This is a genomic window from Pusillimonas minor (genome assembly GCF_014237865.1).
GTDB lineage: Bacteria > Pseudomonadota > Gammaproteobacteria > Burkholderiales > Burkholderiaceae_B > Neopusillimonas > Neopusillimonas minor.
Genome location: NZ_JACJUU010000001.1, coordinates 188573 through 209277 on the forward strand (window position 1 = coordinate 188573; position 20705 = coordinate 209277).

Below are 20705 nucleotides of genomic sequence, written 5' to 3' on the forward strand. Positions count from 1 at the left end.
CAAAGCATTACAAGAAAAATAAATAGAAGCGGCGACCTAAACTTTGCCAAAAGATTGCCGTTAGAGCGAAAAGGCACCCAAAAGCGGTGCTTTTCGGCGCTTGCGACCACCGGCAGACAAGTAATAATCTACGCTCCGATTATTAACGTCTAGTCGAATGCGTAACTTGCACTCTGTCCGATCAACCGCTTTACCCGTAGCACAAGTGTGTCGTCCCCGAGGTCTTCAATGAGCCAGGCCGCCGCGTTTTTGGCTCGTTTCCCCATGCTGTCAAAATTGGGCGCCATACCCAAGCCCGCGCTTATTGGTGCAGCTTCGGTACTGGTTGCGCTTATTGTGGTGGCCTTTCTGTGGTCACGTCCGCCCGAATACCGCACATTGTTTTCAAACCTTGAAGACCGGGACGGCGGTGCCATTATCACGGCCCTGACGCAAATGAACGTGCCGCATCAAATCTCCGACAACGGCACGTCGATCATGGTTCCGGCCGACATGGTGCACCGCACCCGCCTGCAACTGGCCGAGCAAGGCTTGCCCCGTGCCGGCGGCGCGGGCTTCGAACTGCTCGACAATACCCGGTTCGGGGCCAGCCAGTTCACCGAACAAATTACCTATCAACGCGCCCTCGAGGGCGAACTGGCCAGCTCGGTCGAGGCCGTTCATGCGGTTCAGTCGGCACGCGTACACCTGGCACTGCCGCGCGAAAGCCTGTTTGTGCGCGACCGTCAACCCCCCACAGCGTCAGTTCTGGTCACGCTGTATCCAGGCCGTACACTCAGTGAAGCCCAGGTTGCCGCAATCACCTGGCTGGTTTCTTCCAGCGTCCCCAATCTCACCTCCGACAGCGTTTCCATCGTTGACCAAAATGGTCGACTGCTAACCTCGCCCACTGGCGAAGCCGGCCTCGAAAACTCTCGCCGGTCTTTGGTCAACGACATCGAACAACGTACCGTTCAGCGCATCATGACACTCCTGACGCCACTGGTGGGCGCCGGTAACGTCAGGGCCCAGGCCAGCGCCGATGTCGACTTCTCGGTGCGCGAACAAACCTCCGAAGTCTATCGCCCCAATCAAAACCCGGGTGAAGCGGCCGTGCGCAGCGAACAGCGCAGCGCGTCAGACCAGTTCGACAACCTTCCGCCCACCGGCGTGCCGGGCGCGCTAACCAATCAGCCCCCGGCCAATGCCGCCGCACCCATTGTCGTCCCCCCGGGCGACAACCCTAACGCACAACCCGGCGACAACGCCAATGCAGCCGCCAACCAAGACGACGCTCAGGGCGCCGACGCCGGGCCGGCCAACATCCGGCGCGACTCGACCATCAACTACGAAGTCGACCGCACAATCAGCCACGTCAAAGACCCTGTTGGCAAACTGCGCCGGCTGTCTGTCGCCGTCGTCGTCAACTACCAGCCCAATGCCGAAGGCGAATACGTTCCCCTGTCCCAAGAAACACTCGACAGCCTGAACAGCCTGGTGCGCGATGCCATGGGCTATTCGTCCGAGCGTGGCGACACCGTCAGCGTCATCAACAGCCCGTTCAACGAAAACACCACCGTTGCACTGCCGGTCTGGAAAGACCCCGAATATCATGCGCTCGCGCTCAAAGGGCTCGAGTACCTGCTCATCGCTATCGCCTTGTTCATTGTCTGGCGCAAAATCGGCAAGCCAGCCATCGACAGCCTGACCGCCAAGCGCGAACAGGTCGTTCTGGCCGGCGCGGCCGGCACCCAATCCGACGGCGAAGACGATGTCCTGAAACGCGCATCCGAAATCACTCGCTACGAAGACCACCTGAAGGCCGCGCGCGAACTGGCCGAAAAAGACCCGCGTGCAGTCGCCATGGTCTTGCGCTCATGGATGGAAAAAAATGGCAAACCTTGAAGACCCCTCTGAACGCTGTGCCATTCTGATCATGTCGCTGGGCGAAGACGCGGCGGCCGAGGTGTTCAAACACCTCTCGCCGCCCGAAATCCAGCAAATCAGTAGTTCAATGGCCGGCATCAAGCAGCTCACGCGCAGCGATGTCGACAAGGTTCTGGCCGACTTCCGCCAAGAGGCCGACCAGTTCATGGCCGTCAGCCTGGGCTCTGAAGACTACATCCGCTCGGTGCTGACCAAAGCGCTGGGTACCGATCGGGCAGCCGGCCTGATCGAAGACATCCTCGACGCCGAAGCCGGCGCCGGCGGTATCGACGCGCTTAACTGGCTGGACGCTGCAAGCGTCGCCGAGCTCGTCGCCGACGAACACCCGCAGATCATCGCCACCATCCTGGTTCACCTGCAGCGTGACCGGGCATCCGCTGTCCTCGAGTTACTCAACGAGCGGCTCCGCAACGACGTCATGCTGCGTATTGCCACGTTCGGTGGTGTGCAACCTGCGGCCTTGGCCGAACTGACCGACGTGCTTAATAACTTGCTGTCGGGTCAGGGCGCCAAACGCAGCAAGCTGGGCGGCGTTCGTACCGCAGCCGAGATTCTCAATTTCATGACCTCGTCGGAAGAAGATGCCGTCATGAACAATCTGCGCGAACTCGATGCCGATCTTGCCCAGCGCATCAGCGAAGAAATGTTCGTTTTCGAGAACCTCGTCGACATCGAAGACACGGCAATCCAGCTTATTCTCAAAGAAATCAACACCGACAGCCTTACCATTGCACTCAAAGGCGCACCCGAAGAGCTGCGCGACAAGTTCCTGGGCAATATGTCCAATCGCGCCTCCGAAATGCTGCGCGACGACCTTGAAGCACAAGGTCCTGTTCGCATGTCTAAAGTCGAAGAAGCCCAGAAAGGCATTCTGGCTGTGGCACGCCGCCTGGCCGAAACAGGCCAGATCAGCCTGACACGCCTGGGCAACGACGAGTATGTCTGACGCCAATCACGATCACAACGACCCTGGCGCATGGCAGCGCTGGGAAATGACCGACCTGGGCAACAGCAAACCGGCTGCACCTGCCCCAGGCGGCCGTCTGGCGCGTCGCCTGGCCGAAGAAAAAACCACCCAAAAGGCCGCGCCGGCGCGGCAACCGGTTAAAGCCACCAACGACATCCCCGAAGATGTCGTCGCTCAGGTCGCCCGCATCGGGCAAGAGGCGCGCGAACGGGCCGTTCAGGAAGGCCGTGAAGCCGGACAAAAACAGGGACACGCTGAAGGATTTGCGGCGGGCAAGGCCGAAGGCCTGAAAAGCGGCCACGACGAAGGATTTCAGGCCGGGCACCGCGAAGGCTACGAAAAAGGGCTGGCTGAAGGCCGCGCCATCAGTGCTGCCGAAGTCAGTCAAATCCAAAGCGTTGCCCAGTCTTGTGCGGCATCGGTCAATGCACTCAATAACCAGGTGGCCGAGTCACTGGTTGATCTGGCCCTGAATATTGCCCGACAAGTTATCCGCTCCACCCTGGCAGCCACACCGGAAACCATCCTCGACACCGTACGCGATATTCTGGCCACCGACCACGGCGAAGGCAACGGGCTGATGCGTTTGCGCATGCACCCCGAAGACCTGACGCTGGTCAAACGTCATTTGTCAGACGACCCTCGCATGCATCATTGGCACCTCGAAGCCGACCCACGCATCGAACGCGGCGGTTGCTACGCCGAAACGTCATTAGGCGATATCGATGCCACGCTCAAAACGCGCTGGGAACGTATTGCCGGCACGCTGCGCGAATCTCCGTCCTGGGACACCGGCCATGACTGAAGCCAAGGCTGCCCTGCCACAAATGGCCGCGCGCTGGAGCAATCGGCTGCAAAATGCTTCTCGCCGCATCTCGACCATCGAATCCTGGAACGCCAGCGGCCGGGTAACCCGTGCAACAGGTATGGTGCTCGAGGCAACCGGCTTGCGACTGGCCGTGGGCGCCGCCTGCAAAATCGAAATATCCCCCCGGCATAACCATTGGGCAGACGCCGAGGTGGTAGGTTTTCACGGCAACACGCTTTACCTGATGCCGCAAAGTGATATTTCCGGCCTGCCCCCAGGGGCCCGCATTATTCCAGGCGAAACCACCGTCGTCCAGGTCGACGACCGCACGCCCGAAGAAGCCGACGAGACCCCGCTAACGTCGCAGGCCCGGCACCTGCCAGTGGGCGACGCCCTGTTGGGCCGGGTGCTCGACGCCGCCGGGCGCCCGCTCGACGGCCTTGGCCCAGTCAACCACGTCTCGCAAGCCTCCCTCAACGCACACATCATCAACCCGCTGGCGCGGGCGCCCATCGACACTGTGCTAGACGTTGGCGTGCGTGCCATCAACGGGCTGCTTACGGTTGGGCGCGGGCAACGCATGGGGTTGTTTGCAGGTTCCGGGGTCGGTAAAAGCGTCTTGCTGGGCATGATGGCGCGTTACACCGCAGCCGATATTATTGTGGTGGGCCTGATTGGCGAACGAGGCCGGGAAGTTAAAGAGTTTATTGAGCACAATCTGGGGCCGGAGGGCCGCAAGCGCGCCGTTGTCGTTGCTGCGCCGGCCGACGTGTCGCCACTGCTGCGCATGCAGGGCGCCGTATACGCTACCCGATTGGCCGAATATTTCCGTGATCAGGGCAAAAATGTATTGCTGATCATGGATTCACTTACCCGCTACGCCATGGCGCAGCGTGAAATCGCCCTGGCCATTGGCGAACCGCCAGCCACCAAAGGTTATCCGCCTTCGGTATTTGCAAAACTGCCGGCGCTGGTCGAGCGCGCAGGTAACGGCGCGCCTGTCGGCGGCAAACCTGCAGGCTCTATTACCGCGTTTTATACGGTACTAACCGAGGGCGATGACCAGCAAGACCCTATCGCCGATTCTGCCCGGGCCATTCTTGACGGTCATATTGTGCTGTCGCGCAAGCTGGCCGAAGCCGGCCATTACCCGGCCATCGACATCGAAGCGTCGATATCGCGTGTGATGAACGCCATTGTGCCCCAGGCCCAGTTCAGCATGGTGCATCAGTTCAAGCAAATGCTGTCGCGCTACCAGCGCAACCGCGACCTTATCGCCGTAGGCGCTTACCGCCAGGGCAACGACCCGAAAATTGACGAAGCCATCGAAAAATACCCATGGCTTGAAGCTTATTTGCAGCAGAGCATTAATAGCCGGATCGACTACACGCGGGCCAGCAAAGAGCTGGCCGGCCTGCTTGGCCACCCGGCCACTGGAGACGTAAATGGCAAAGCATAACCCCATGCACACGCTAATTGACCTGACCCAGAACCAGGCCAACGAGGCGGCACGACAATTGCAAAACCTGAATGCCTCGCGGGACGACGCCCAGGCGCAGCTGTCTACACTGTACGTTTACCGGCAAGACTATGTCGAACGCCTTGAAAAAGCCACGGCGTCTGGCATATCGGCGGCGAACTATCACAATTTTAGGCAGTTTATCGCCACTTTGGACGAGGCCATTTCGCAGCAAAATAAGATAGTGGCCCAGCTCGACCAAAAACTCGAACAGGGCAAGCAGCGGTGGTTCGATCACAAACGCCAGTTAACATCTTACGAAACCTTGTTGTCGCGCCAAGAGCAAGAACGCATCCAGCGTGACAACCGGAAAGAACAAATCATGACCGACGAGCTATCCAGCAATCAGTTTCGTCGTCATCACAACACCCACTAACAGGGTAACGCCATGAACGCACAAAATCCGGCCTCGGTACTTAACATGATTTCTGCGCCGCCTGCAAAGGCCAGCCAGTCTTCGCCCGACGCCAATGCCAACGGCCCCCGTTTCTCCGAAGTTCTGGGTTCGCAAAAGGCCGCTCAAGCGCCCGCCAAAAAGCCGGCGCAAAGCAACGACAGCGCCCCGGCCCAAAAAAATACGGCCACCCAGGGCAATCAGGGCGGCAACGGGGCACAAAACGCCCAAGGTAACAGCAACCAAAGCACAGGTAGCACCGACAGCGCTCAATCGGGCAAACCGGCCGACACCCAAGCCAGCCAAGACACCCAGACAGCAGCCAACGATGCCGCCCAGGCCACGCCTGCAGCAGGCGCCGACACGGCCGCGGCAATGTCAAGCCTTGCCTTGGCTGTGGCCCAGGTGCAGCTGGCAGCACGTAACGCGCAAACCGACACCGATGGCGCCCCAACTGTCGGCCGCCAAAACGCGGTTGATGCCGACACAATTGCCCTGACATCGCAATCGCAGCGCACATCCGCACTTGCCGACGAAGGCGTTCGTGGTAACGCTGCGCGGCTTAACGATGCCAACCTGGTCGCCGCCACGGCTGCCGGGCGTCAGTCAGAATCGCGCGACACATCGCAGCGTTTTTCCCTGACCAACAGCACCGAAGCAACCGATTCAACCGAACGCAACCCTGCCGACACCATTTTGCGTGCGCAATCGGCCCGCGAAACCAACACGAACAAAGCCGGTGCCGCCATCACCCTGGCCGACGTCAGCCAACGCGCCGACCACCTCGACCGGCAAGCACGCCTTAACGCCGGCGCACGTGACGTTTTGGCCAACAAAATTGCACAAAGCCAGGGCACCGCCGACGCAACAATCGCCACTCGCGTTGCCGCCACCGATTTCAACGTGCAGGCCGCCGACGTACGCGGTACCGAGCCGCTTCCCCTGAACAACGCCTCGCAGACCGGCGCTATGGTTGCGCCTATGCCACTCACTGCGTCTGGCGCACCGGCTTCGGGGGCTTCACCGCTCGTCGCGACACCGCTTGGGCACCCGCAGTGGGGCAACGACTTCAGCCAGCAAGTATCGCAAGTCAGCCAGTCACTTAAAAACGGCCTGCAATCCATCGAATTGCGCCTCGATCCACCCGATCTTGGCCCAATCCGCATTTCCATCAATATCAACGACGGCGTGGCCCAGGCCATGTTTGTTTCGCCTCACGCAGCAGTACGCTCTGCGGTCGAAAACGCCCTGCCGCAACTTCAGCAGCAAATGGCACAAGCGGGTATTTCGCTGGGTCAAACATCTGTCAGCGATCAAGGCCAGGGCCAGCAGCAGGCAGAAAACGGTAATAATTCGGGGCGCGCCGGCCTGTCTGGCACAGCCCAGAATTCGGGTACAGCCCTCGATCAATCCGACACGGCGCTGGCATCACGCCCCCAAAGCACGCATAATGGTCAGGTTGATACATTTGCCTGATTAAAACGTTAAAAAAGCCGACCCTTAACCAATGAAACTGCTGAAACTTGCGTTACTTGTTATTGCGATCATGGCGGTCACCCTGGGTGCCACCTTCTACTTCCTGAAAACGTCCGGTATGCTGGGTGCACCTGCAGACAGCGCCGAAGTGGTCGAAGCCAAACCACCGGCCAAACCCATCTTCCTGCCGCTCGATCCTTTCACCGTAACGCTGCGCGACAATCACACCTCGCGCATTCTGTATGTTGAAATCACCCTTCGGGTCGACGACGAGGCTTCGCGCGAACACCTGCGCGAATACATGCCCGAAGTGCGCAACCGCGTTATTTCAGAGCTTACAAAAAACACGCCAAGTTATGTCCAGGGCAACGAAGGTCGTAACCAGCTTGCCGCCGACATCGTCGCCTCGCTGACGCAACCTTACTTCCCCAACCCTAATCAGCCAAAAATTTCAAACGTGCTTTTCACCGCGTTCGTCATCCAGTAAATGTCGTATTCGAATTTTCTATCTCAGGATGAAGTAGATGCCATCCTGGCAACGGTCTCCGGCGAAGAAACTCCCGCTTCGCCGTCGTCCGACGACGCGCACACGGGGGTCAGGCCCTACGACTTAAGCTCACCCGACCGTGTCGTGCGTCATCGCATGCACACGCTCGAGCTCATTCACGAGCGTTTTGCGCGCCGTTTGCGCACCGTCTTGCTTAACTTCATGCGACGCAACGCCGACATCACCGTGTCGGCCATCAAAATCCAGAAGTACTCCGACTTCGAGCGCAACCTGCCTGTGCCGGCCAACCTTAATATGGTGGCCCTCAAGCCGCTGCGCGGCACAGCGTTGTTCACCTTCGACCCAAACCTGGTGTTTCTCATCATCGACAGCCTGTTTGGCGGTAGTGGTCGTTACAACACCCGCATCGAAGGGCGCGACTTTACCACCACCGAACAGCGCATTATTGGTCGTTTGCTTAACGCAACGCTCGATTGCTACAAAAGCTGCTGGGACAACATCTATCCGCTTGAACTCGAATACATCCGTTCCGAGATGTACGCCAAGTTTGCAAGCATCACCAGCGGCAACGAGGTCGTTGTTGTGTGCTCGTTCAACATCGAATTGGGCGCATCGGGCGGCAACCTGAATATTTGCCTGCCCTACTCCATGATCGAGCCCATCCGCGATGTCCTGTCGCGCCCGTTGCAAGACTCGTCATCCGACGCGGTCGACCGCCGCTGGACCAACCAGCTCGCCAACGAGGTTCGCAGTGCCGACGTCGAAATGGTCGCCGAATTCGGCCAGATTCAAAGCACAATCGGCCAACTCATGCGCATGAAGATCAACGACGTTCTGCCGCTTGAACTGTCCCCCACTATTACCGCCCACGTGGGCGGCGTCCCGGTCCTCGAATGCAGCTACGGTACCTTCAATAACCGTTACGCGCTGCGTGTACAGAAAGTCCTGGCACCAATAGAACACGAATTAACCCGAGCAAGACACCATGACTGATCCGACTCAAGATCCCGATAAAGAAAACGCAGCCAACAACGGTCTGTCCGACCAAGACCCAGCACAGGCCGGCGGTTTGTCAGAAGAGCTTGACGACGACTGGGCAGCCGCACTGTCTGAACAAGCGGCCGCCTCGCGCAGCCCCACACAGGCCGATGGCTTGCAAGACGATATGGATGACTGGGCCGCTGCGCTGGCAGAGCAAACCGCCGCCACACAGTCGGGCGTCGCCGAAGACCAGGACACCGCCGGCGCATCGGCCGGCAACGACTTTTCGTCGCCGGAGCCCGCTGCACCCGTTGCAACACCCGCAGCCCAGCAGGTATTCCAGCCACTCATAGGTTCGGGCACCGGCGGCAACAGCGATATCGACCTCATCATGGACATCCCCGTCCAGCTTTCGGTCGAACTGGGGCGCACCAAGCTCACCATCAAAAATATCTTGCAGCTGGGGCAAGGTTCGGTGGTCGAACTCGACGGCCTGGCGGGCGAACCCATGGACATTTTCGTCAATGGCTACTTAATTGCCCAGGGCGAGGTCGTCGTGGTCGATGACAAGTACGGCATTCGCCTCACCGACATCATTACACCCTCCGACCGCCTGCACCGACTCAACAGCCGCCGTTAAGCCCATGAATGCGCCTGAAGTCCTGCAGCCGATTCTGGCTCTGCTATTCATTCTGGCGTTAATTCTGGGCGGCGCATGGCTGGCCCGACGGGCCGGCCTTATCCGTGGCCGCAGCCAGCAAGACATCAAGGTTGTAAGCTCGTACAGCCTGGGCGGCCGCGGCTTTATCACCATTGTCGAGGTCGAAAACACCCGGCTGGTGCTGGGCGTCACGCCTCAAAATATTTCGTTGCTGCATACGCTGCCCCCGGCAAGCGCCGTGCCCCCCGAAACCCGCGTGACACAAGACTTGCCATGAACACGCCCTTATTGTCGGTCTGCGCGACTCAGCTGTCCCGAGTCCCGTTAAAAGCCCTATTCCTGGTTGTCCTGTTTATTGTAGGCAGCACTTTTGCCATTGGCGCCGCGGCGCAGGGCATGCCGGCATTTACCGCCACGCCGGGTGCGAACGGCGAACAAACCTACTCTCTCAGTCTGCAGACCCTGTTGCTGCTGACCATGATGTCGTTCCTGCCGGCCATGCTGCTCATGATGACCGGCTTCACCCGCGTCATCATTGTGCTGGGTTTGCTGCGTAACGCCATGGGTACCGGTGCGTCGCCCCCCAACTCGGTACTGATTGGTCTGGCATTGTTTCTGACCTTGTTTGCCATGGCGCCGGTCTTCGATCAAATCTACGAACAAGCCTACCTGCCCCTAAGCACCGGCGACCTGTCCTTCGAGGCCGCGCTGCAAGCCGGGTCGCGGCCCCTGCATGCTTTCATGCTCAGCCATACCCGTGAGACCGACCTGTCACTGTTTGCCAATATGGCCAACATCGGCGATATTCAAACCCCGCAAGACGTTCCGCTTCGCGTGCTGGTGCCGGCGTTCGTCACCAGCGAACTAAAAACCGCCTTCCAGATCGGCTTCACCATTTTCATTCCTTTTCTTATCATCGACCTGGTCGTTGCCAGCGTCTTGATGGCCTTGGGTATGATGATGGTTCCGCCGGTAACCATTTCGCTACCGTTCAAGCTCATGCTGTTTGTTCTGGCCGATGGCTGGCATCTGTTGCTGGGTTCGTTGGCCCGCAGCTTTTCCCAGTAGCACAACGCAAGGCAAGCCCAATGACCTCTGAAACCGTCATGTCGATGACCTACGTGGCAATGCAAGTGGCCCTGATGATGGCAGGCCCACTGCTGTTCATTACCCTGATTGTCGGTTTGGTGATCAGTATTTTCCAGGCGGCGACACAAATCAACGAGATGACGCTGTCATTCATTCCGAAGCTCCTGGCTGTAGGCATCACGCTCGTACTACTTGGGCCGTGGCTTATCAGTGTCATGGTCGACTACATCCGCCAACTCATCCTGTCACTGCCCGGGCTGGTTGGCTAGCGGCTGCACGCGCCATGGTCTCCATCGAAGTCGAACAGCTTTACACCTGGCTAAACGCCTTTCTATGGCCGTTTGTAAGGCTTCTGGCCTTTTTAAGCACGGCGCCGCTGCTGGGCGAATCGTCTATACCCACACGGGCAAAAGTGGGTCTGGCGGCGTTCTTGTCCATCATCATCGCGCCTACGCTCCCCACGCCACCCGCCATATCACCGGCGTCCTACGAAGGGCTGTTCATTACGCTGCAACAGTTTCTCATCGGTACCATACTGGGCCTGGTCATGCGCATCGTATTTGCCGCCGTACAAACCGCTGGCGAATTCATCGGGTTGCAAATGGGGTTGTCGTTTGCCTCGTTCTTCGACCCGCAAACGGGTGCCAACACAGCCGTTCTGGCACGTCTCATGAATATGATCGCCATGTTGCTGTTCCTGGCGGTTAACGGCCACTTGCTCATGCTGGCCGGCTTCATACGCAGCTTCGATCTGCTGCCCATCAGTTCCACCCCTATCCAGTCAACCGGGCTGGGTGTACTGTTTGACTGGTCTGCCCAAGTCATGATCTCGGGCATGCTGCTGGCCCTGCCTTTAATTATCGTGTTGCTGTCCATCAGCCTGGCGCTCGGCATCCTGAACCGCACGGCCCAACAGCTGTCGGTTTTTGCCGTCGGCTTCCCCATCAGCCTGCTGGTGGGGTTGATTTTGCTGTGGGTTGTATTGCCGCAAATTGCCCCGTTTGTACAACAGCTCTTTGACTCGGGATATGCGGCAATGGGTCGAGTCATTAACGCGCTTTAGCAGCACACAGAAAACACAAAACACGCGCCGGCTATCTTGCTGCTTTGCCTGCACCAGGCCCCGGCAACGCTGGCAAAAACCTGGCCCCGACGGCGCCGTTATGATTAGTAGGTGCCCCGAACCGGATAGGTCACCGACTGGGAATGCAGCGGCTGCTCGAGTTCGGGGTTGGGCTGGCGCACCGGCGATGGCGGCGGCGGCATGGGTGTGGTGACTTTTACGGGTGTTGGCGCAATCGTGGCGCTCATGGTGGGGTCATCGTAAACCTGACCATTAGCCGGCATCTTCTGGCCGCCGGGCTGGCTTAGCACATTCACGCTGTCGACAACGCGTTCAAACCGCCCGTCGGGGCTAAAACGCAGCATCAGTTCTTGCCGAAAATAAATAGCGTCGGTCAGCACAGAGTTTTTATGCGCCCACCGGGCGATCATGGTGCCGTTAAGCTGCGAGTAGGTGTTTTCCGGCTCAGACCCCAACATTTCGACGGCCTGGGCATAGGTGGTTTGGCCCGGTACAAAATTAGACAGCGCCATGCTGTTAAACGAGCGGCCCGTTGTTGAGCAGGCGGCCAACAAAAAAGACGCGGACAAGACTGTCCAGCGGCATACCCGGTTGAAACGTTGTTTGACTGTCATTCAGAATTCTTCCCAATCGTCTTCGCGATGGCTTTCTTTGGTGCTGGCGCTAACGTAACGTGCAGGCGCGGGCGACGCTGCGCGCGATGCAGCGGCTGCCTCTGGGCTTGCAACCGGCTTGCGCTGGGCGGGCGTTGCGTCGGCATCGCGTGCTGCAGATGCCGTCGTTGACGACGCGGGTTTGCGCGCGATCGCCGGGGTTCGGGAGGCAGCCGAAGCTGCCCCAGCGCCTGTTGTTGCTTTCGAGGCTGCCGGCCGAGCATGCGTGGCGGCCAATGCCGGAGCCGCGCCCGTGGCTTGCCGCGCTGCACCCGCAGGCAGACGGGGCGCATTTGCCTGCGCCGTCGTGCGATCGGCCTTTGCCGACGAGGTGTGCGCCGCCGTCATGTCAACAACCGCACCCTGTTCAACCTTAAAACCCAGCAGCGCCGTGCTGACCTTGCTCACGCGACCATCAAGATCTGCGGCAACTTCGGTAGACCGATTTACGAGTTGCGCGTTCTGACGTGTCATGCCGTCCATCTGGCCAATGGCCTGATTGATCTGGTCAATGCCTTCGGCCTGCTCGGTGGTTGCCGCAGAGATCTCGCCCATGATGTCGGTAACACGGGCCACCGAGGTAACGATTTCTTCCATAGTCGCGCCGGCCCGTTCGACCTGGCCCGAACCCTCAGTGACCTTCTTGACCGAATCTTCGATGAGGTCTTTGATTTCTTTCGCCGCATGGGCGCTGCGCTGGGCCAGCGCCCGCACTTCGGAAGCCACAACAGCAAAGCCCTTGCCCTGCTCGCCGGCACGGGCGGCCTCGACGGCGGCATTTAATGCCAGGATATTGGTCTGAAAGGCGATGCTGTCAATAACACCCACGATGTCGGCAATTTTGTGCGAACTGGTCGAAATACCGTGCATTGTTGCCACCACTTCGCCAACCGCGTCGCCGCCGCGCTGCGCAACCTGCGACGCCGTCACGGCCAACTGGTTTGCCTGACGGGCATGATCGGCATTTTGCCGAACAGTACCTGACAACTGCTGAATACTTGACGCCGTTTGCTCGAGCGCCGTAGCTTGCTGCTCGGTGCGTGAGGTCAGGTCAGCGTTGCTTGAGACCAGTTGCTTGATATCGTGATTGATATAACCTACACCTTCACGCACAGTGCCCACGGCGTTGCTCCAGGCCTCTTGAAGCGCCTTTGCATTGGCAAACATCAGACCGGGTTCATCGGCACTGCGTACCGAAATTTTATTTGTCAGGTTACCTTGTGCAAGGTTGGCCAGCAAAGCGGCCATACGGTGCATTGGATCGGTTGCCTTTCGCACAACGGTCAGGTAAGTTAAAAGCGCAAGCAGCACCGCCAGCACGGCAACCATGATGAAAACATAAGTGGCCTGCTCTTGGCGCTGAACCCATGCCGCAGATGCCGAACCTGCTTCAGCAGCGGAAGGCATGGCGTACCAACCCATCGCAACAGCCAGCAGGGTTAGAGCCAGCATAAAAAACAGCAACAATGCCAAACGTGTTTTCACCTGCAATTGCGCGCGCATCTTTTTTTAGATCTCGAAGAAAAGGTAAAAGGAAACCGCAAATAGAGCTGACTGAAAAGGGCGCTTGATGCGCCCTTGGTTTTTATCAGTTGTTCATGTTGAACAGACTGGTTGCCTGAATTTTCTTGAAGGCCATAGACGCGGCCTCGAGCGCTGCAGTGCGCAACTGAAGTTGCGCGGTGGCTTCGTAATAGTCAACGTTTTCAAGGCGCGACAGATCTTGTTCGTAACTTAAACCACGCAAGCTGGCGTTATCGTCGATGGCGGCGATTTCCGCCATACGAGTACCCACCGACGAACGTACGGTAAGCACCTGGTCGTAGACCACATCGACGCGCTGCATGGTAGAGGCCAGAACGTTACTGAACATCGCACGCGCGGCTGGATCGGCCACGGTGGGCCGTTCAAGGGCCGCAATCATCGCATCGATGGAATCGAAAATATTCAGGTTGGCTGGGGCTTCTACGGGTTTGACCGTAAAGGCGTCACCGTTGGCCGGCACGCCGGACAACGCCACTTGCATGCCGCCGCCCAGGTCGAGCGGGTCGCTACTGTTAGAGTCGTACTGACGCGTCGTGGCTACCGGCGGCGTGCTGTTATCGGTGACGGTGTAATCGTAAATACCCGAACCAGGCGCGGTTTCGGCCCCGAAGACAACGGATAGTTCGGCGCTGACATTGGCGCCGGCAGGGTCAGTAACCTGCGGCTTGCCCAGGGTCGCACCGCCCGACCAGCCGGCCGAGGCAGCCGCCACGTGAGGGTTGCTAAGGAATACAGGCTCGACACGGAAGGTATCACCGTCGGCCGGGACACCCGAGAACTTGACCTGAACACCACCGGGCAAGTCGAGCGAGGCGTTGTCAGGCGAATAATTAACCGGTGTTGTCGGGCCTGAAAGGACGTTGCCGTCGGCGTCAAATACCTGAAAGCTGTACTGCATGGTGCCATCGCCGGCTTCGGTAAAGTCGATTTGAAACGACTCGCCCACATACGCCCCTTTAGGGTTCGTAATAATGGGGGACTCTATTACCCCGGTGCCGGTATTGCCCAGGTCGGCCATAGTGATGTAGTCGCGCGCACCGGGCGCGGCACTCATGAAAATTTCGCTACCGGTATCGGCGGAATCGAGCTGGCGGGTTTGATCGACCTGAATTAAACGGCGGCCTTCGTCGCCCTGATAGCTGACAGCGCCCGTTGAACTGGCCACAAAGGGCGGGCGACTGCCGGCATGCCCGGAAAACAGATATTGCCCGCTGCCGTCGGCGGCATTGGCCAGACCCAGCAGGTTGTCTTTGGCGTTTGACAAAACGTTGGCCAGTACCGTGCGGTCGGCGTCAGACAACGTGCCGTTACCTGCTTCGACCAGCCGGGTTTTAATACCCTGCAGCAACGATGAGACCGACGTCAGGGTGTTTTCTTCTGTGGCCAAGGCCGTTTTGGCGACCTGACGGTTTTCGGTGTAGCGCGCATTCAGCGATTGCGACTGCGCAATATTAATGGTTTGCGCGGCCGCCAAGGGGTCGTCAGACGGCGTAATCATGCGCTTGCCCGTACCGATTTGCTGATACAAATGCATCAGGTCGGCCTGTTGGGTATTGATGGTTTTTACACCCGTCTGGAAAAACAAAGATGAACTGACACGCATGACAACCGCCTATAAATCGGGGACTGTGAACTACAACTAACCCAAAACCTAAATTACTGCTTCAGACCCAACAGGGTGTCGAACAAGGTACCACTAACATCGATAAGCCGTGAAGCCGCCCGAAACTGCTCTTGGTAGCGCTCGAGGTTGACGTACTCTTCGTTGAGATTGACACCCGAAATAGCCTGTTGAGCGGAAAAATTTTGCTGCACCAGCGTAGACTGCGCTTTTTGCGCCGTGATGTTTTGCTGGGTTTGAACACCAATATTGTTGACGATCTGCGAGAATGACTCGTTCAGGCTCATGGTGCCCTGCCCCAGCGTTTTGTTGGTTTGCAGTTGGGCCATAGCCAATGCGTTGGCGTTATCGGCATCGCCAGAGTCGGTGCCCGCTGCGGCAAACCGCGCAGGGTCAGCCAGTTTCAGGCCCAGGTCTGAGGCTGCATTGCGGGTAGGCGTCAATGACCAGACGTCACCGGCAACCGGCGCACCCGAGGTTGCCGAAAAGCCAATTTCGAGGCCATCGATAACTTGAGGAAAGCCGCTGCCGTCGCCCTTGTACGCCAGTGAACCTTCGGGAACGCGAATGACCGAATAATTGGTGCCGTCGTAGGCAATTTCGTAGTCTTGCGCGGTCAGCTGGTTGGCGTCGGAAAACGAGGCGGTGAAAGCGGCTGTGCCTTTGTTGGTGACCGCTGCGCCCACAATGGGTTGGCGCATCGAAAAGAACTCGCCGCCGGGGTTACCATTTTGGTCAAAACCCTGCGCATGCGCCTGGTTAACCGACATGGCCAGACCCACGGCCATGCGGCCCAAATCGTTTTGAATCGGGTCGAGCGTTTCGGAACGATACTGCATGAGGCCGCCTAGCGCGCCACCACGAATATATTGGTCGTCGATTTCGACCAGCGTGGTTTTATTGTTACCCACCGGCATGGTGTACGACACCACCATACGTTTCGGGTCGTTGTCGGACGGTTTGGCGGTAAGCGGATACATGGTGTCGGCGCTGAGCAACACTTGCCCGCTGCCAAACGACAACCCGAAACGGTCACCCTGCTCAATAACGGTAACACCCACCAGCTTGTTCAGCTCAGCCACAGCCTGATCGCGTTGGTCGAGCAGATCGTTGGGCGCAGCACCTGCACCCGCCGCCTTGGCGGTGACGATTTGCTGGTTAAAACCATGAATACGTTCGACATAGCTATTGATTTGACGCACGGTGGTGCTGATTTGCGTATTCAGGTTATTGCGCTGGTCGTCGAGAAACGCGTTGGCGTCGTTGATCTGGCCCACCAGGCTTGAAGCGCGGCCCAACAGCTCTTTGCGGGCGGCCGGATCGGCTGGCGCAGAAGCCACCGCCTGAATGCCGTCGAAGAACTTTTGCAAGGCCGGCGAGATGCCTACGGTACGGTCGGCAAACAGGTTATTGATTTGCGTAATTTCTGTACCGTAAGACGCAAGCTCGGACTCTTTGCTTTGCGAATTGACCAGCTGCCGGTACAAAAAGTTGTCGTAGGCGCGCTCGATCGAGTCGGTTTGCACGCCCATGCCAATGTACCCGCGCCCCATGCTTTGCGCACCAGCCGTCGACACATTGACCGACTGACGGTTGTAGCCGTCGGTATTGGCGTTATTAATGTTATGGCCGGTGGTCTGGAGACGGTTTTGCGCAACGTTGATGCCCGACAGACCCAGATTCGCTAAATTCATTGAGGTTCCACTAAGAAAACAGGGTAAATAACCTTATGTCAGGTTAACGGCCGAAACTGCCGAATGTTTAGCGCCTTAGCCGGGATCGGCAGGCGACACAGGGTTTGCGCGAGCCAGCTGGGGCGGCCCCAGGCGGTCATCAAGGTAACCCATGATAGAAATCAGTTTTTCTGCATATTTCGGATCGGTCGCGTAACCCGCCTGCTGGATGCGTACTGCGGCCGCTTCGGCATTGGGCGCCGTCATGACCTCGCTGTAGCGTTCAGACTGACTTATCAGGCGCGCATAGTCGGCAAATGATTCGGCATACGAGTTGTAGGCACGAAACGGCTGCACCATTTTTTGCGGCTGGCCGTCGACGTATTCGGTGGTCGTTATATTGACAACTTTGCCTGTCCAGCTTGACGTGGCCTTGATGCCGAACAGGTTATAGCTGTTGCTGCCGTCTTCGCCACGGATTTCACGCCGCCCCCAGCCTGACTCGAGCGCGGCCTGGCTAAGAATCAGTTTGGCCGGGATACCGCTACTTTCGGCGGCCTGGCGTGCCGCATCGCCCATTTTCGCGACAAAGTTCTCTATGTGCGAGGGCGAGCCTTTAATGGCGGTGTACAAGGCTTCGGTTGTGGCTTTGGCCTGTTTGACTACGGGCGTATTGCCCAGCAACTCAAGCAGGTCAGAAATTGAATCGAATTTGTTCTGCGACCCCGTGCCCGACGACTGAAGGGCGGCAGCCGCAGCCAGACCGCGATCGTGGGGCAAACGTGGGTCGAACGCGGGTTGCATTTCACCCCGCAATTGCGACAGCAGCGCCTCGGCCAGCCCCAAACCTGACTTGGCCAGCATCTGGGCCGACTGCTCGTCAGACAGACTCTGGGCCAAACGCGTTTGATCACTGTCGAAAATACCTTCGAGACCCGGCGTTGCGGCGCGGGCTTGCTTGAGCATTTGCTGGATGAACAAGGCCTCGAACTGCTGAGCAACCTCTTCTTGCGCTTTGGGGTCTAGCGCCCCCATACCCTGCACGTCGCCGCGCAAGCGATTCAGATGATTCATGTCCATCGAGGACACTTGATCGGCAGGACGGGGCAAATAAAGCGGTGCGTTCATGGCATGCAGGCGTCAGATGATTTCGAGATCGGCGCGCAGAGCACCCGCGCTTTTGAGCGTTTGCAGAATCGACAACAAGTCTTGAGGTGTGGCACCCAGGGCATTTAAGGCACTGACCACGTCGGCCAGCCGGGCGCTGGTGCGTACCCGCTTGATACTGCCACCGTCGGTGCGCATCTCGATTTGGGTATTCTCGGTCACCACCGTTTCTCCGCCCGCAAAGGGCGTGTCGGGCTGATTCACCTGCTGCTGGTTGCTGATGGCAACCGACAGATTCCCGTACGCAATGGCAGCTTCTTCGATGGTTACTGTACGGTTCATGACCACGGAACCCGTACGTGCATTAATAATGACTTTTGCCCGCGCAGGCGGCAAGGTCACCTGGATATTCTCGACTTGTGACAAGAACAAGGCCTGACGTTCAGGGTCGGTGGGGCCACGCAACTGGACAAGACGCCCATCGAGAACAGACGCGGTACCGGCGCCCAGCTTGCGGTTTACGGCCGAGGCAACGTTTTGGGCGATGCCAAAGTCAGTCGTATTCAGTTCAAGGTTGATGAAGCCGTCGCGAATAAACGTTGTGGGCACCCCGCGCTCTACGATGGCGCCGTCGGGAATAGTACCGCCGTTAAGCTGGTTAACCTGAACACTGGACCCACCTGATTGCGCACCGGCGCCGCCCACCAGCAAATTGCCCTGGGCAATGGCGTAAACCTGGCCGTTGGCCCCTTTAAGGGGCGTCATCAACAGTGTGCCCCCGCGCAGGCTTTTGGCGTTACCCATAGAAGAAACCACAACATCAACAGCCTGCCCGGGACGGGCAAATGCCGGCAAACGCGCTGTTACCATCACGGCCGCCACGTTTTTGACTTGCATGTTGGTGCCCTGGGGCACGGTCACCCCAAGCTGCGACAGCATATTGGTAAGACTTTGCTGCGTAAAGGGCGACTGACGCACCTGGTCGCCGCTGCCGTCCAGGCCCACCACCAGACCGTAACCGATCAACTGGTTCTCGCGGACGCCTTGTATTGAAGCCAGATCTTTGATGCGATCGGCCTGGGCCGGCAACATCAGCACCAGCGCAACTGCAGCAAAGACATATTTAAAGAGTTTCATGCGTATGACCGGGAGAAATTAAAACGGCGAAATATTGAGGAAGAAACGCTGCAGCCAGCCCATTTCCTGCACTTCATCCATACGACCCTTGCTGCGGTATTCGATCTTGGCGTCGGCAACCTGGGTGGACGGCACTGTACCTGCGCCAGAAATGGAGCGCGGGTCGACGACCCCGGAAAACCGGATGTACTCGGAACCCCGGTTAATGGCAATTTGTTTCTCGCCGGCAATCTGTAAATTACCATTAGGCAACACGCCTATAACGGTTGTGGTCAGCGTGCCAGAGAATGTATTGTTGGCCTGGCTTGAGCCCCTGCCTTCGGCATCGTTGTTGCCACCCATATCGAAATTCTGCTGCGGGCCGATATTGGATGGCAAAATTGCCGGTGCCAGTTCGATGCCCAACCCGGCACTGCCCGAACGACTGGACTCGGTCGCGACGCTTTTGGCGGCATTGGTGCGTTCTTGAATGATGATCGTGACGATATCACCCACGTTGCGCGGACGGCGATCTTCGAACAACGGATAGTTGCCATAAGCGGTCGGCTGATAAATCGACCCGTTGGGCTCGGGCATAACCGTATTCATGGGTGGCGGCGGTGCCGTCAGCGGCCCCGTAACAATGGGTTCGGGCGGCACCAGCGCGCAACCCTGAACCACAACGGCCAATGCCGCTACCACATACCCACGAAAACCACGAAGCAACATCAATGTTCCAGACAAATAAAAATTACAGCTGAGTCAAACGGGCAAGCATCTGGTCAGATGTCTGGATGGCCTTGCTGTTCATTTCGTAGGCACGCTGCGACGTAATCATGTTCACAAGCTCTTCGGCCACGTTCACGTTAGACGTTTCAACGTAGTTTTGCATCAACAAACCCGCACCATCCAGGCCAGGCTGGGCAAAGTTGCCCGGGCCGGAGGCATCGGACTCGGCGTAAAGGTTTTCGCCCAGGCTTTGCAGGCCGGTGGGGTTGATGAACGTTGTCAGCTGAATTTGACCCACTTCGACGCTGGCACCAACAGCACCGGGCTGCGTAATGGAAACAGTACCATCGCGGGCAATGGTGACGCTCAGGGCGTTGTCGGGGATGTTGATGGGCGGCTGAATCGGGTAGCCCCCGGCAGTAACCAACTGACCGTTCTGATCGACCTGAAGGCTGCCGTCACGCGTGTAGGCGAATGTGCCGTCAGGCATTTCGACCTGCAAAAAGCCACGACCCTGAATCGCCACGTCGAGCTGGTTGCCGGTTTCGCGCATATTGCCTTGCGAATGGATGCGCTCGGTGGCGACGGTGCGCACCCCCGTACCCAACTGCATACCCGAAGGTAACTGGTTGGCTGCCCCCACCTGCGCGCCCGGCTGGCGAATGGTTTGGTACATCAGGTCTTCGAAGACGGCACGGCTGCGTTTGAAACCCGACGTGTTGACGTTGGCCAGGTTGTTTGAAATGACATCGAGATTGGTCTGCTGGGCTTCAAGACCTGTTTTGGCAATCCATAACGAACGAATCATTGCTTTTCCTTTGGGGCGACCTTTGCGTCACCCTGCTTTA

The 20705-nt window shown here is 58.3% G+C and carries 21 protein-coding genes; 13 read left to right on the forward strand and 8 right to left on the reverse strand.

Annotation, left to right across the window (positions count from 1 at the left end; genetic code table 11):
- The first annotated feature begins 228 nt into the window (after nucleotides 1-228).
- The 13 genes from fliF to fliR are packed head-to-tail and all read left to right on the forward strand — an operon-like array spanning nucleotide 229 to nucleotide 11392.
- The gene (fliF, locus tag GTU67_RS01005; RefSeq protein WP_185778332.1) at nucleotides 229-1884 is read left to right on the forward strand and encodes a flagellar basal-body MS-ring/collar protein FliF; all 1656 of its coding nucleotides are present in this window, start codon (nucleotides 229-231) and stop codon (nucleotides 1882-1884) included.
- Nucleotides 1871-2872 carry a flagellar motor switch protein FliG gene (fliG, locus tag GTU67_RS01010; RefSeq protein ID WP_185778333.1) on the forward strand — a complete coding sequence of 334 codons (1002 nt, stop codon included), beginning with the start codon at nucleotides 1871-1873 and terminating at the stop codon, nucleotides 2870-2872. The genes fliF and fliG overlap by 14 nt, the downstream gene beginning before the upstream one ends.
- Nucleotides 2865-3698 carry a flagellar assembly protein FliH gene (gene fliH / locus GTU67_RS01015; protein ID WP_185778334.1) on the forward strand — a complete coding sequence of 278 codons (834 nt, stop codon included), beginning with the start codon at nucleotides 2865-2867 and terminating at the stop codon, nucleotides 3696-3698. The genes fliG and fliH overlap by 8 nt, the downstream gene beginning before the upstream one ends.
- Nucleotides 3691-5160 carry a flagellar protein export ATPase FliI gene (fliI, locus tag GTU67_RS01020; protein WP_249417475.1) on the forward strand — a complete coding sequence of 490 codons (1470 nt, stop codon included), beginning with the start codon at nucleotides 3691-3693 and terminating at the stop codon, nucleotides 5158-5160. The genes fliH and fliI overlap by 8 nt, the downstream gene beginning before the upstream one ends.
- The gene (gene fliJ / locus GTU67_RS01025) at nucleotides 5147-5596 is read left to right on the forward strand and encodes a flagellar export protein FliJ (protein WP_185778335.1); all 450 of its coding nucleotides are present in this window, start codon (nucleotides 5147-5149) and stop codon (nucleotides 5594-5596) included. Before fliI ends, fliJ begins: the two co-directional genes overlap by 14 nt.
- 12 nt (nucleotides 5597-5608) lie before the next feature.
- On the forward strand, nucleotides 5609-7090 hold the full coding sequence (locus GTU67_RS01030; RefSeq protein WP_249417477.1) for a flagellar hook-length control protein FliK: 1482 nt from the start codon (nucleotides 5609-5611) through the stop codon (nucleotides 7088-7090).
- Nucleotides 7091-7121: 31 nt separating this feature from the next.
- Nucleotides 7122-7577 carry a flagellar basal body-associated protein FliL gene (gene fliL, locus GTU67_RS01035; RefSeq protein ID WP_185778336.1) on the forward strand — a complete coding sequence of 152 codons (456 nt, stop codon included), beginning with the start codon at nucleotides 7122-7124 and terminating at the stop codon, nucleotides 7575-7577.
- Nucleotides 7578-8591: a flagellar motor switch protein FliM gene (gene fliM, locus GTU67_RS01040; protein WP_185778337.1), complete on the forward strand. Its 1014-nt coding sequence runs from the start codon at nucleotides 7578-7580 to the stop codon at nucleotides 8589-8591.
- Nucleotides 8584-9219 (forward strand): flagellar motor switch protein FliN, encoded by a 636-nt coding sequence (fliN, locus tag GTU67_RS01045; protein ID WP_185778338.1) that lies wholly within the window; start codon nucleotides 8584-8586, stop codon nucleotides 9217-9219. The genes fliM and fliN overlap by 8 nt, the downstream gene beginning before the upstream one ends.
- Nucleotides 9220-9223: 4 nt before the next feature.
- Nucleotides 9224-9517: a flagellar biosynthetic protein FliO gene (fliO, locus tag GTU67_RS01050; RefSeq protein WP_185778339.1), complete on the forward strand. Its 294-nt coding sequence runs from the start codon at nucleotides 9224-9226 to the stop codon at nucleotides 9515-9517.
- Entirely contained in the window at nucleotides 9514-10308 is a 795-nt protein-coding gene (gene fliP / locus GTU67_RS01055; RefSeq protein ID WP_185778340.1) for a flagellar type III secretion system pore protein FliP, read from the forward strand. The genes fliO and fliP overlap by 4 nt, the downstream gene beginning before the upstream one ends.
- 20 nt (nucleotides 10309-10328) lie before the next feature.
- The gene (gene fliQ / locus GTU67_RS01060; RefSeq protein ID WP_185778341.1) at nucleotides 10329-10598 is read left to right on the forward strand and encodes a flagellar biosynthesis protein FliQ; all 270 of its coding nucleotides are present in this window, start codon (nucleotides 10329-10331) and stop codon (nucleotides 10596-10598) included.
- Between the two features lie 14 nt (nucleotides 10599-10612).
- The gene (gene fliR / locus GTU67_RS01065; protein WP_185778342.1) at nucleotides 10613-11392 is read left to right on the forward strand and encodes a flagellar biosynthetic protein FliR; all 780 of its coding nucleotides are present in this window, start codon (nucleotides 10613-10615) and stop codon (nucleotides 11390-11392) included.
- 104 nt (nucleotides 11393-11496) lie between these two features.
- Here fliR and GTU67_RS01070 read toward each other — a convergent pair whose 3' ends face one another.
- The 8 genes from GTU67_RS01070 to flgG form a co-directional block, all read right to left on the reverse strand.
- A complete protein-coding gene (locus GTU67_RS01070) occupies nucleotides 11497-12027 on the reverse strand; it encodes a hypothetical protein (RefSeq protein WP_185778343.1) in 531 nt (176 codons plus the stop codon).
- Nucleotides 12028-13551: a methyl-accepting chemotaxis protein gene (locus GTU67_RS01075; protein WP_346726947.1), complete on the reverse strand. Its 1524-nt coding sequence runs from the start codon at nucleotides 13549-13551 to the stop codon at nucleotides 12028-12030.
- 103 nt (nucleotides 13552-13654) lie between these two features.
- Nucleotides 13655-15214, reverse strand: coding sequence for a flagellar hook-associated protein FlgL (gene flgL / locus GTU67_RS01080; protein ID WP_185778345.1), 1560 nt, complete (start codon nucleotides 15212-15214; stop codon nucleotides 13655-13657).
- 53 nt (nucleotides 15215-15267) lie between these two features.
- Nucleotides 15268-16926: a flagellar hook-associated protein FlgK gene (gene flgK, locus GTU67_RS01085; RefSeq protein WP_185778346.1), complete on the reverse strand. Its 1659-nt coding sequence runs from the start codon at nucleotides 16924-16926 to the stop codon at nucleotides 15268-15270.
- 75 nt (nucleotides 16927-17001) lie between these two features.
- Nucleotides 17002-18033 (reverse strand): flagellar assembly peptidoglycan hydrolase FlgJ, encoded by a 1032-nt coding sequence (flgJ, locus tag GTU67_RS01090; RefSeq protein WP_185778347.1) that lies wholly within the window; start codon nucleotides 18031-18033, stop codon nucleotides 17002-17004.
- A 12-nt stretch (nucleotides 18034-18045) separates the two neighbouring features.
- Nucleotides 18046-19149, reverse strand: coding sequence for a flagellar basal body P-ring protein FlgI (locus GTU67_RS01095; protein WP_185778348.1), 1104 nt, complete (start codon nucleotides 19147-19149; stop codon nucleotides 18046-18048).
- Between the two features lie 18 nt (nucleotides 19150-19167).
- Nucleotides 19168-19857, reverse strand: coding sequence for a flagellar basal body L-ring protein FlgH (locus GTU67_RS01100; RefSeq protein ID WP_185778349.1), 690 nt, complete (start codon nucleotides 19855-19857; stop codon nucleotides 19168-19170).
- Nucleotides 19858-19879: 22 nt separating this feature from the next.
- Nucleotides 19880-20665 (reverse strand): flagellar basal-body rod protein FlgG, encoded by a 786-nt coding sequence (flgG, locus tag GTU67_RS01105; protein ID WP_185778350.1) that lies wholly within the window; start codon nucleotides 20663-20665, stop codon nucleotides 19880-19882.
- Nucleotides 20666-20705: the final 40 nt, after the last annotated feature.

What these genes read in the sequence shown, in the direction of transcription:
- fliQ (WP_185778341.1), top strand. Translation starts at nt 10,329, where the DNA reads ATGACCTCTGAAACCGTCATGTCGATGACCTACGTGGCAATGCAAGTG.
- fliM (WP_185778337.1), top strand. Translation starts at nt 7,578, where the DNA reads ATGTCGTATTCGAATTTTCTATCTCAGGATGAAGTAGATGCCATCCTG.
- flgG (WP_185778350.1), bottom strand. Translation starts at nt 20,665, where the DNA reads ATGATTCGTTCGTTATGGATTGCCAAAACAGGTCTTGAAGCCCAGCAG.
- GTU67_RS01030 (WP_249417477.1), top strand. Translation starts at nt 5,609, where the DNA reads ATGAACGCACAAAATCCGGCCTCGGTACTTAACATGATTTCTGCGCCG.
- fliH (WP_185778334.1), top strand. Translation starts at nt 2,865, where the DNA reads ATGTCTGACGCCAATCACGATCACAACGACCCTGGCGCATGGCAGCGC.
- flgL (WP_185778345.1), bottom strand. Translation starts at nt 15,214, where the DNA reads ATGCGTGTCAGTTCATCTTTGTTTTTCCAGACGGGTGTAAAAACCATC.
- fliJ (WP_185778335.1), top strand. Translation starts at nt 5,147, where the DNA reads ATGGCAAAGCATAACCCCATGCACACGCTAATTGACCTGACCCAGAAC.
- fliL (WP_185778336.1), top strand. Translation starts at nt 7,122, where the DNA reads ATGAAACTGCTGAAACTTGCGTTACTTGTTATTGCGATCATGGCGGTC.
- fliN (WP_185778338.1), top strand. Translation starts at nt 8,584, where the DNA reads ATGACTGATCCGACTCAAGATCCCGATAAAGAAAACGCAGCCAACAAC.
- fliG (WP_185778333.1), top strand. Translation starts at nt 1,871, where the DNA reads ATGGCAAACCTTGAAGACCCCTCTGAACGCTGTGCCATTCTGATCATG.
- flgK (WP_185778346.1), bottom strand. Translation starts at nt 16,926, where the DNA reads ATGAATTTAGCGAATCTGGGTCTGTCGGGCATCAACGTTGCGCAAAAC.
- GTU67_RS01100 (WP_185778349.1), bottom strand. Translation starts at nt 19,857, where the DNA reads ATGTTGCTTCGTGGTTTTCGTGGGTATGTGGTAGCGGCATTGGCCGTT.
- fliP (WP_185778340.1), top strand. Translation starts at nt 9,514, where the DNA reads ATGAACACGCCCTTATTGTCGGTCTGCGCGACTCAGCTGTCCCGAGTC.
- fliO (WP_185778339.1), top strand. Translation starts at nt 9,224, where the DNA reads ATGAATGCGCCTGAAGTCCTGCAGCCGATTCTGGCTCTGCTATTCATT.
- flgJ (WP_185778347.1), bottom strand. Translation starts at nt 18,033, where the DNA reads ATGAACGCACCGCTTTATTTGCCCCGTCCTGCCGATCAAGTGTCCTCG.
- fliF (WP_185778332.1), top strand. Translation starts at nt 229, where the DNA reads ATGAGCCAGGCCGCCGCGTTTTTGGCTCGTTTCCCCATGCTGTCAAAA.
- GTU67_RS01095 (WP_185778348.1), bottom strand. Translation starts at nt 19,149, where the DNA reads ATGAAACTCTTTAAATATGTCTTTGCTGCAGTTGCGCTGGTGCTGATG.
- fliR (WP_185778342.1), top strand. Translation starts at nt 10,613, where the DNA reads ATGGTCTCCATCGAAGTCGAACAGCTTTACACCTGGCTAAACGCCTTT.
- GTU67_RS01070 (WP_185778343.1), bottom strand. Translation starts at nt 12,027, where the DNA reads ATGACAGTCAAACAACGTTTCAACCGGGTATGCCGCTGGACAGTCTTG.
- fliI (WP_249417475.1), top strand. Translation starts at nt 3,691, where the DNA reads ATGACTGAAGCCAAGGCTGCCCTGCCACAAATGGCCGCGCGCTGGAGC.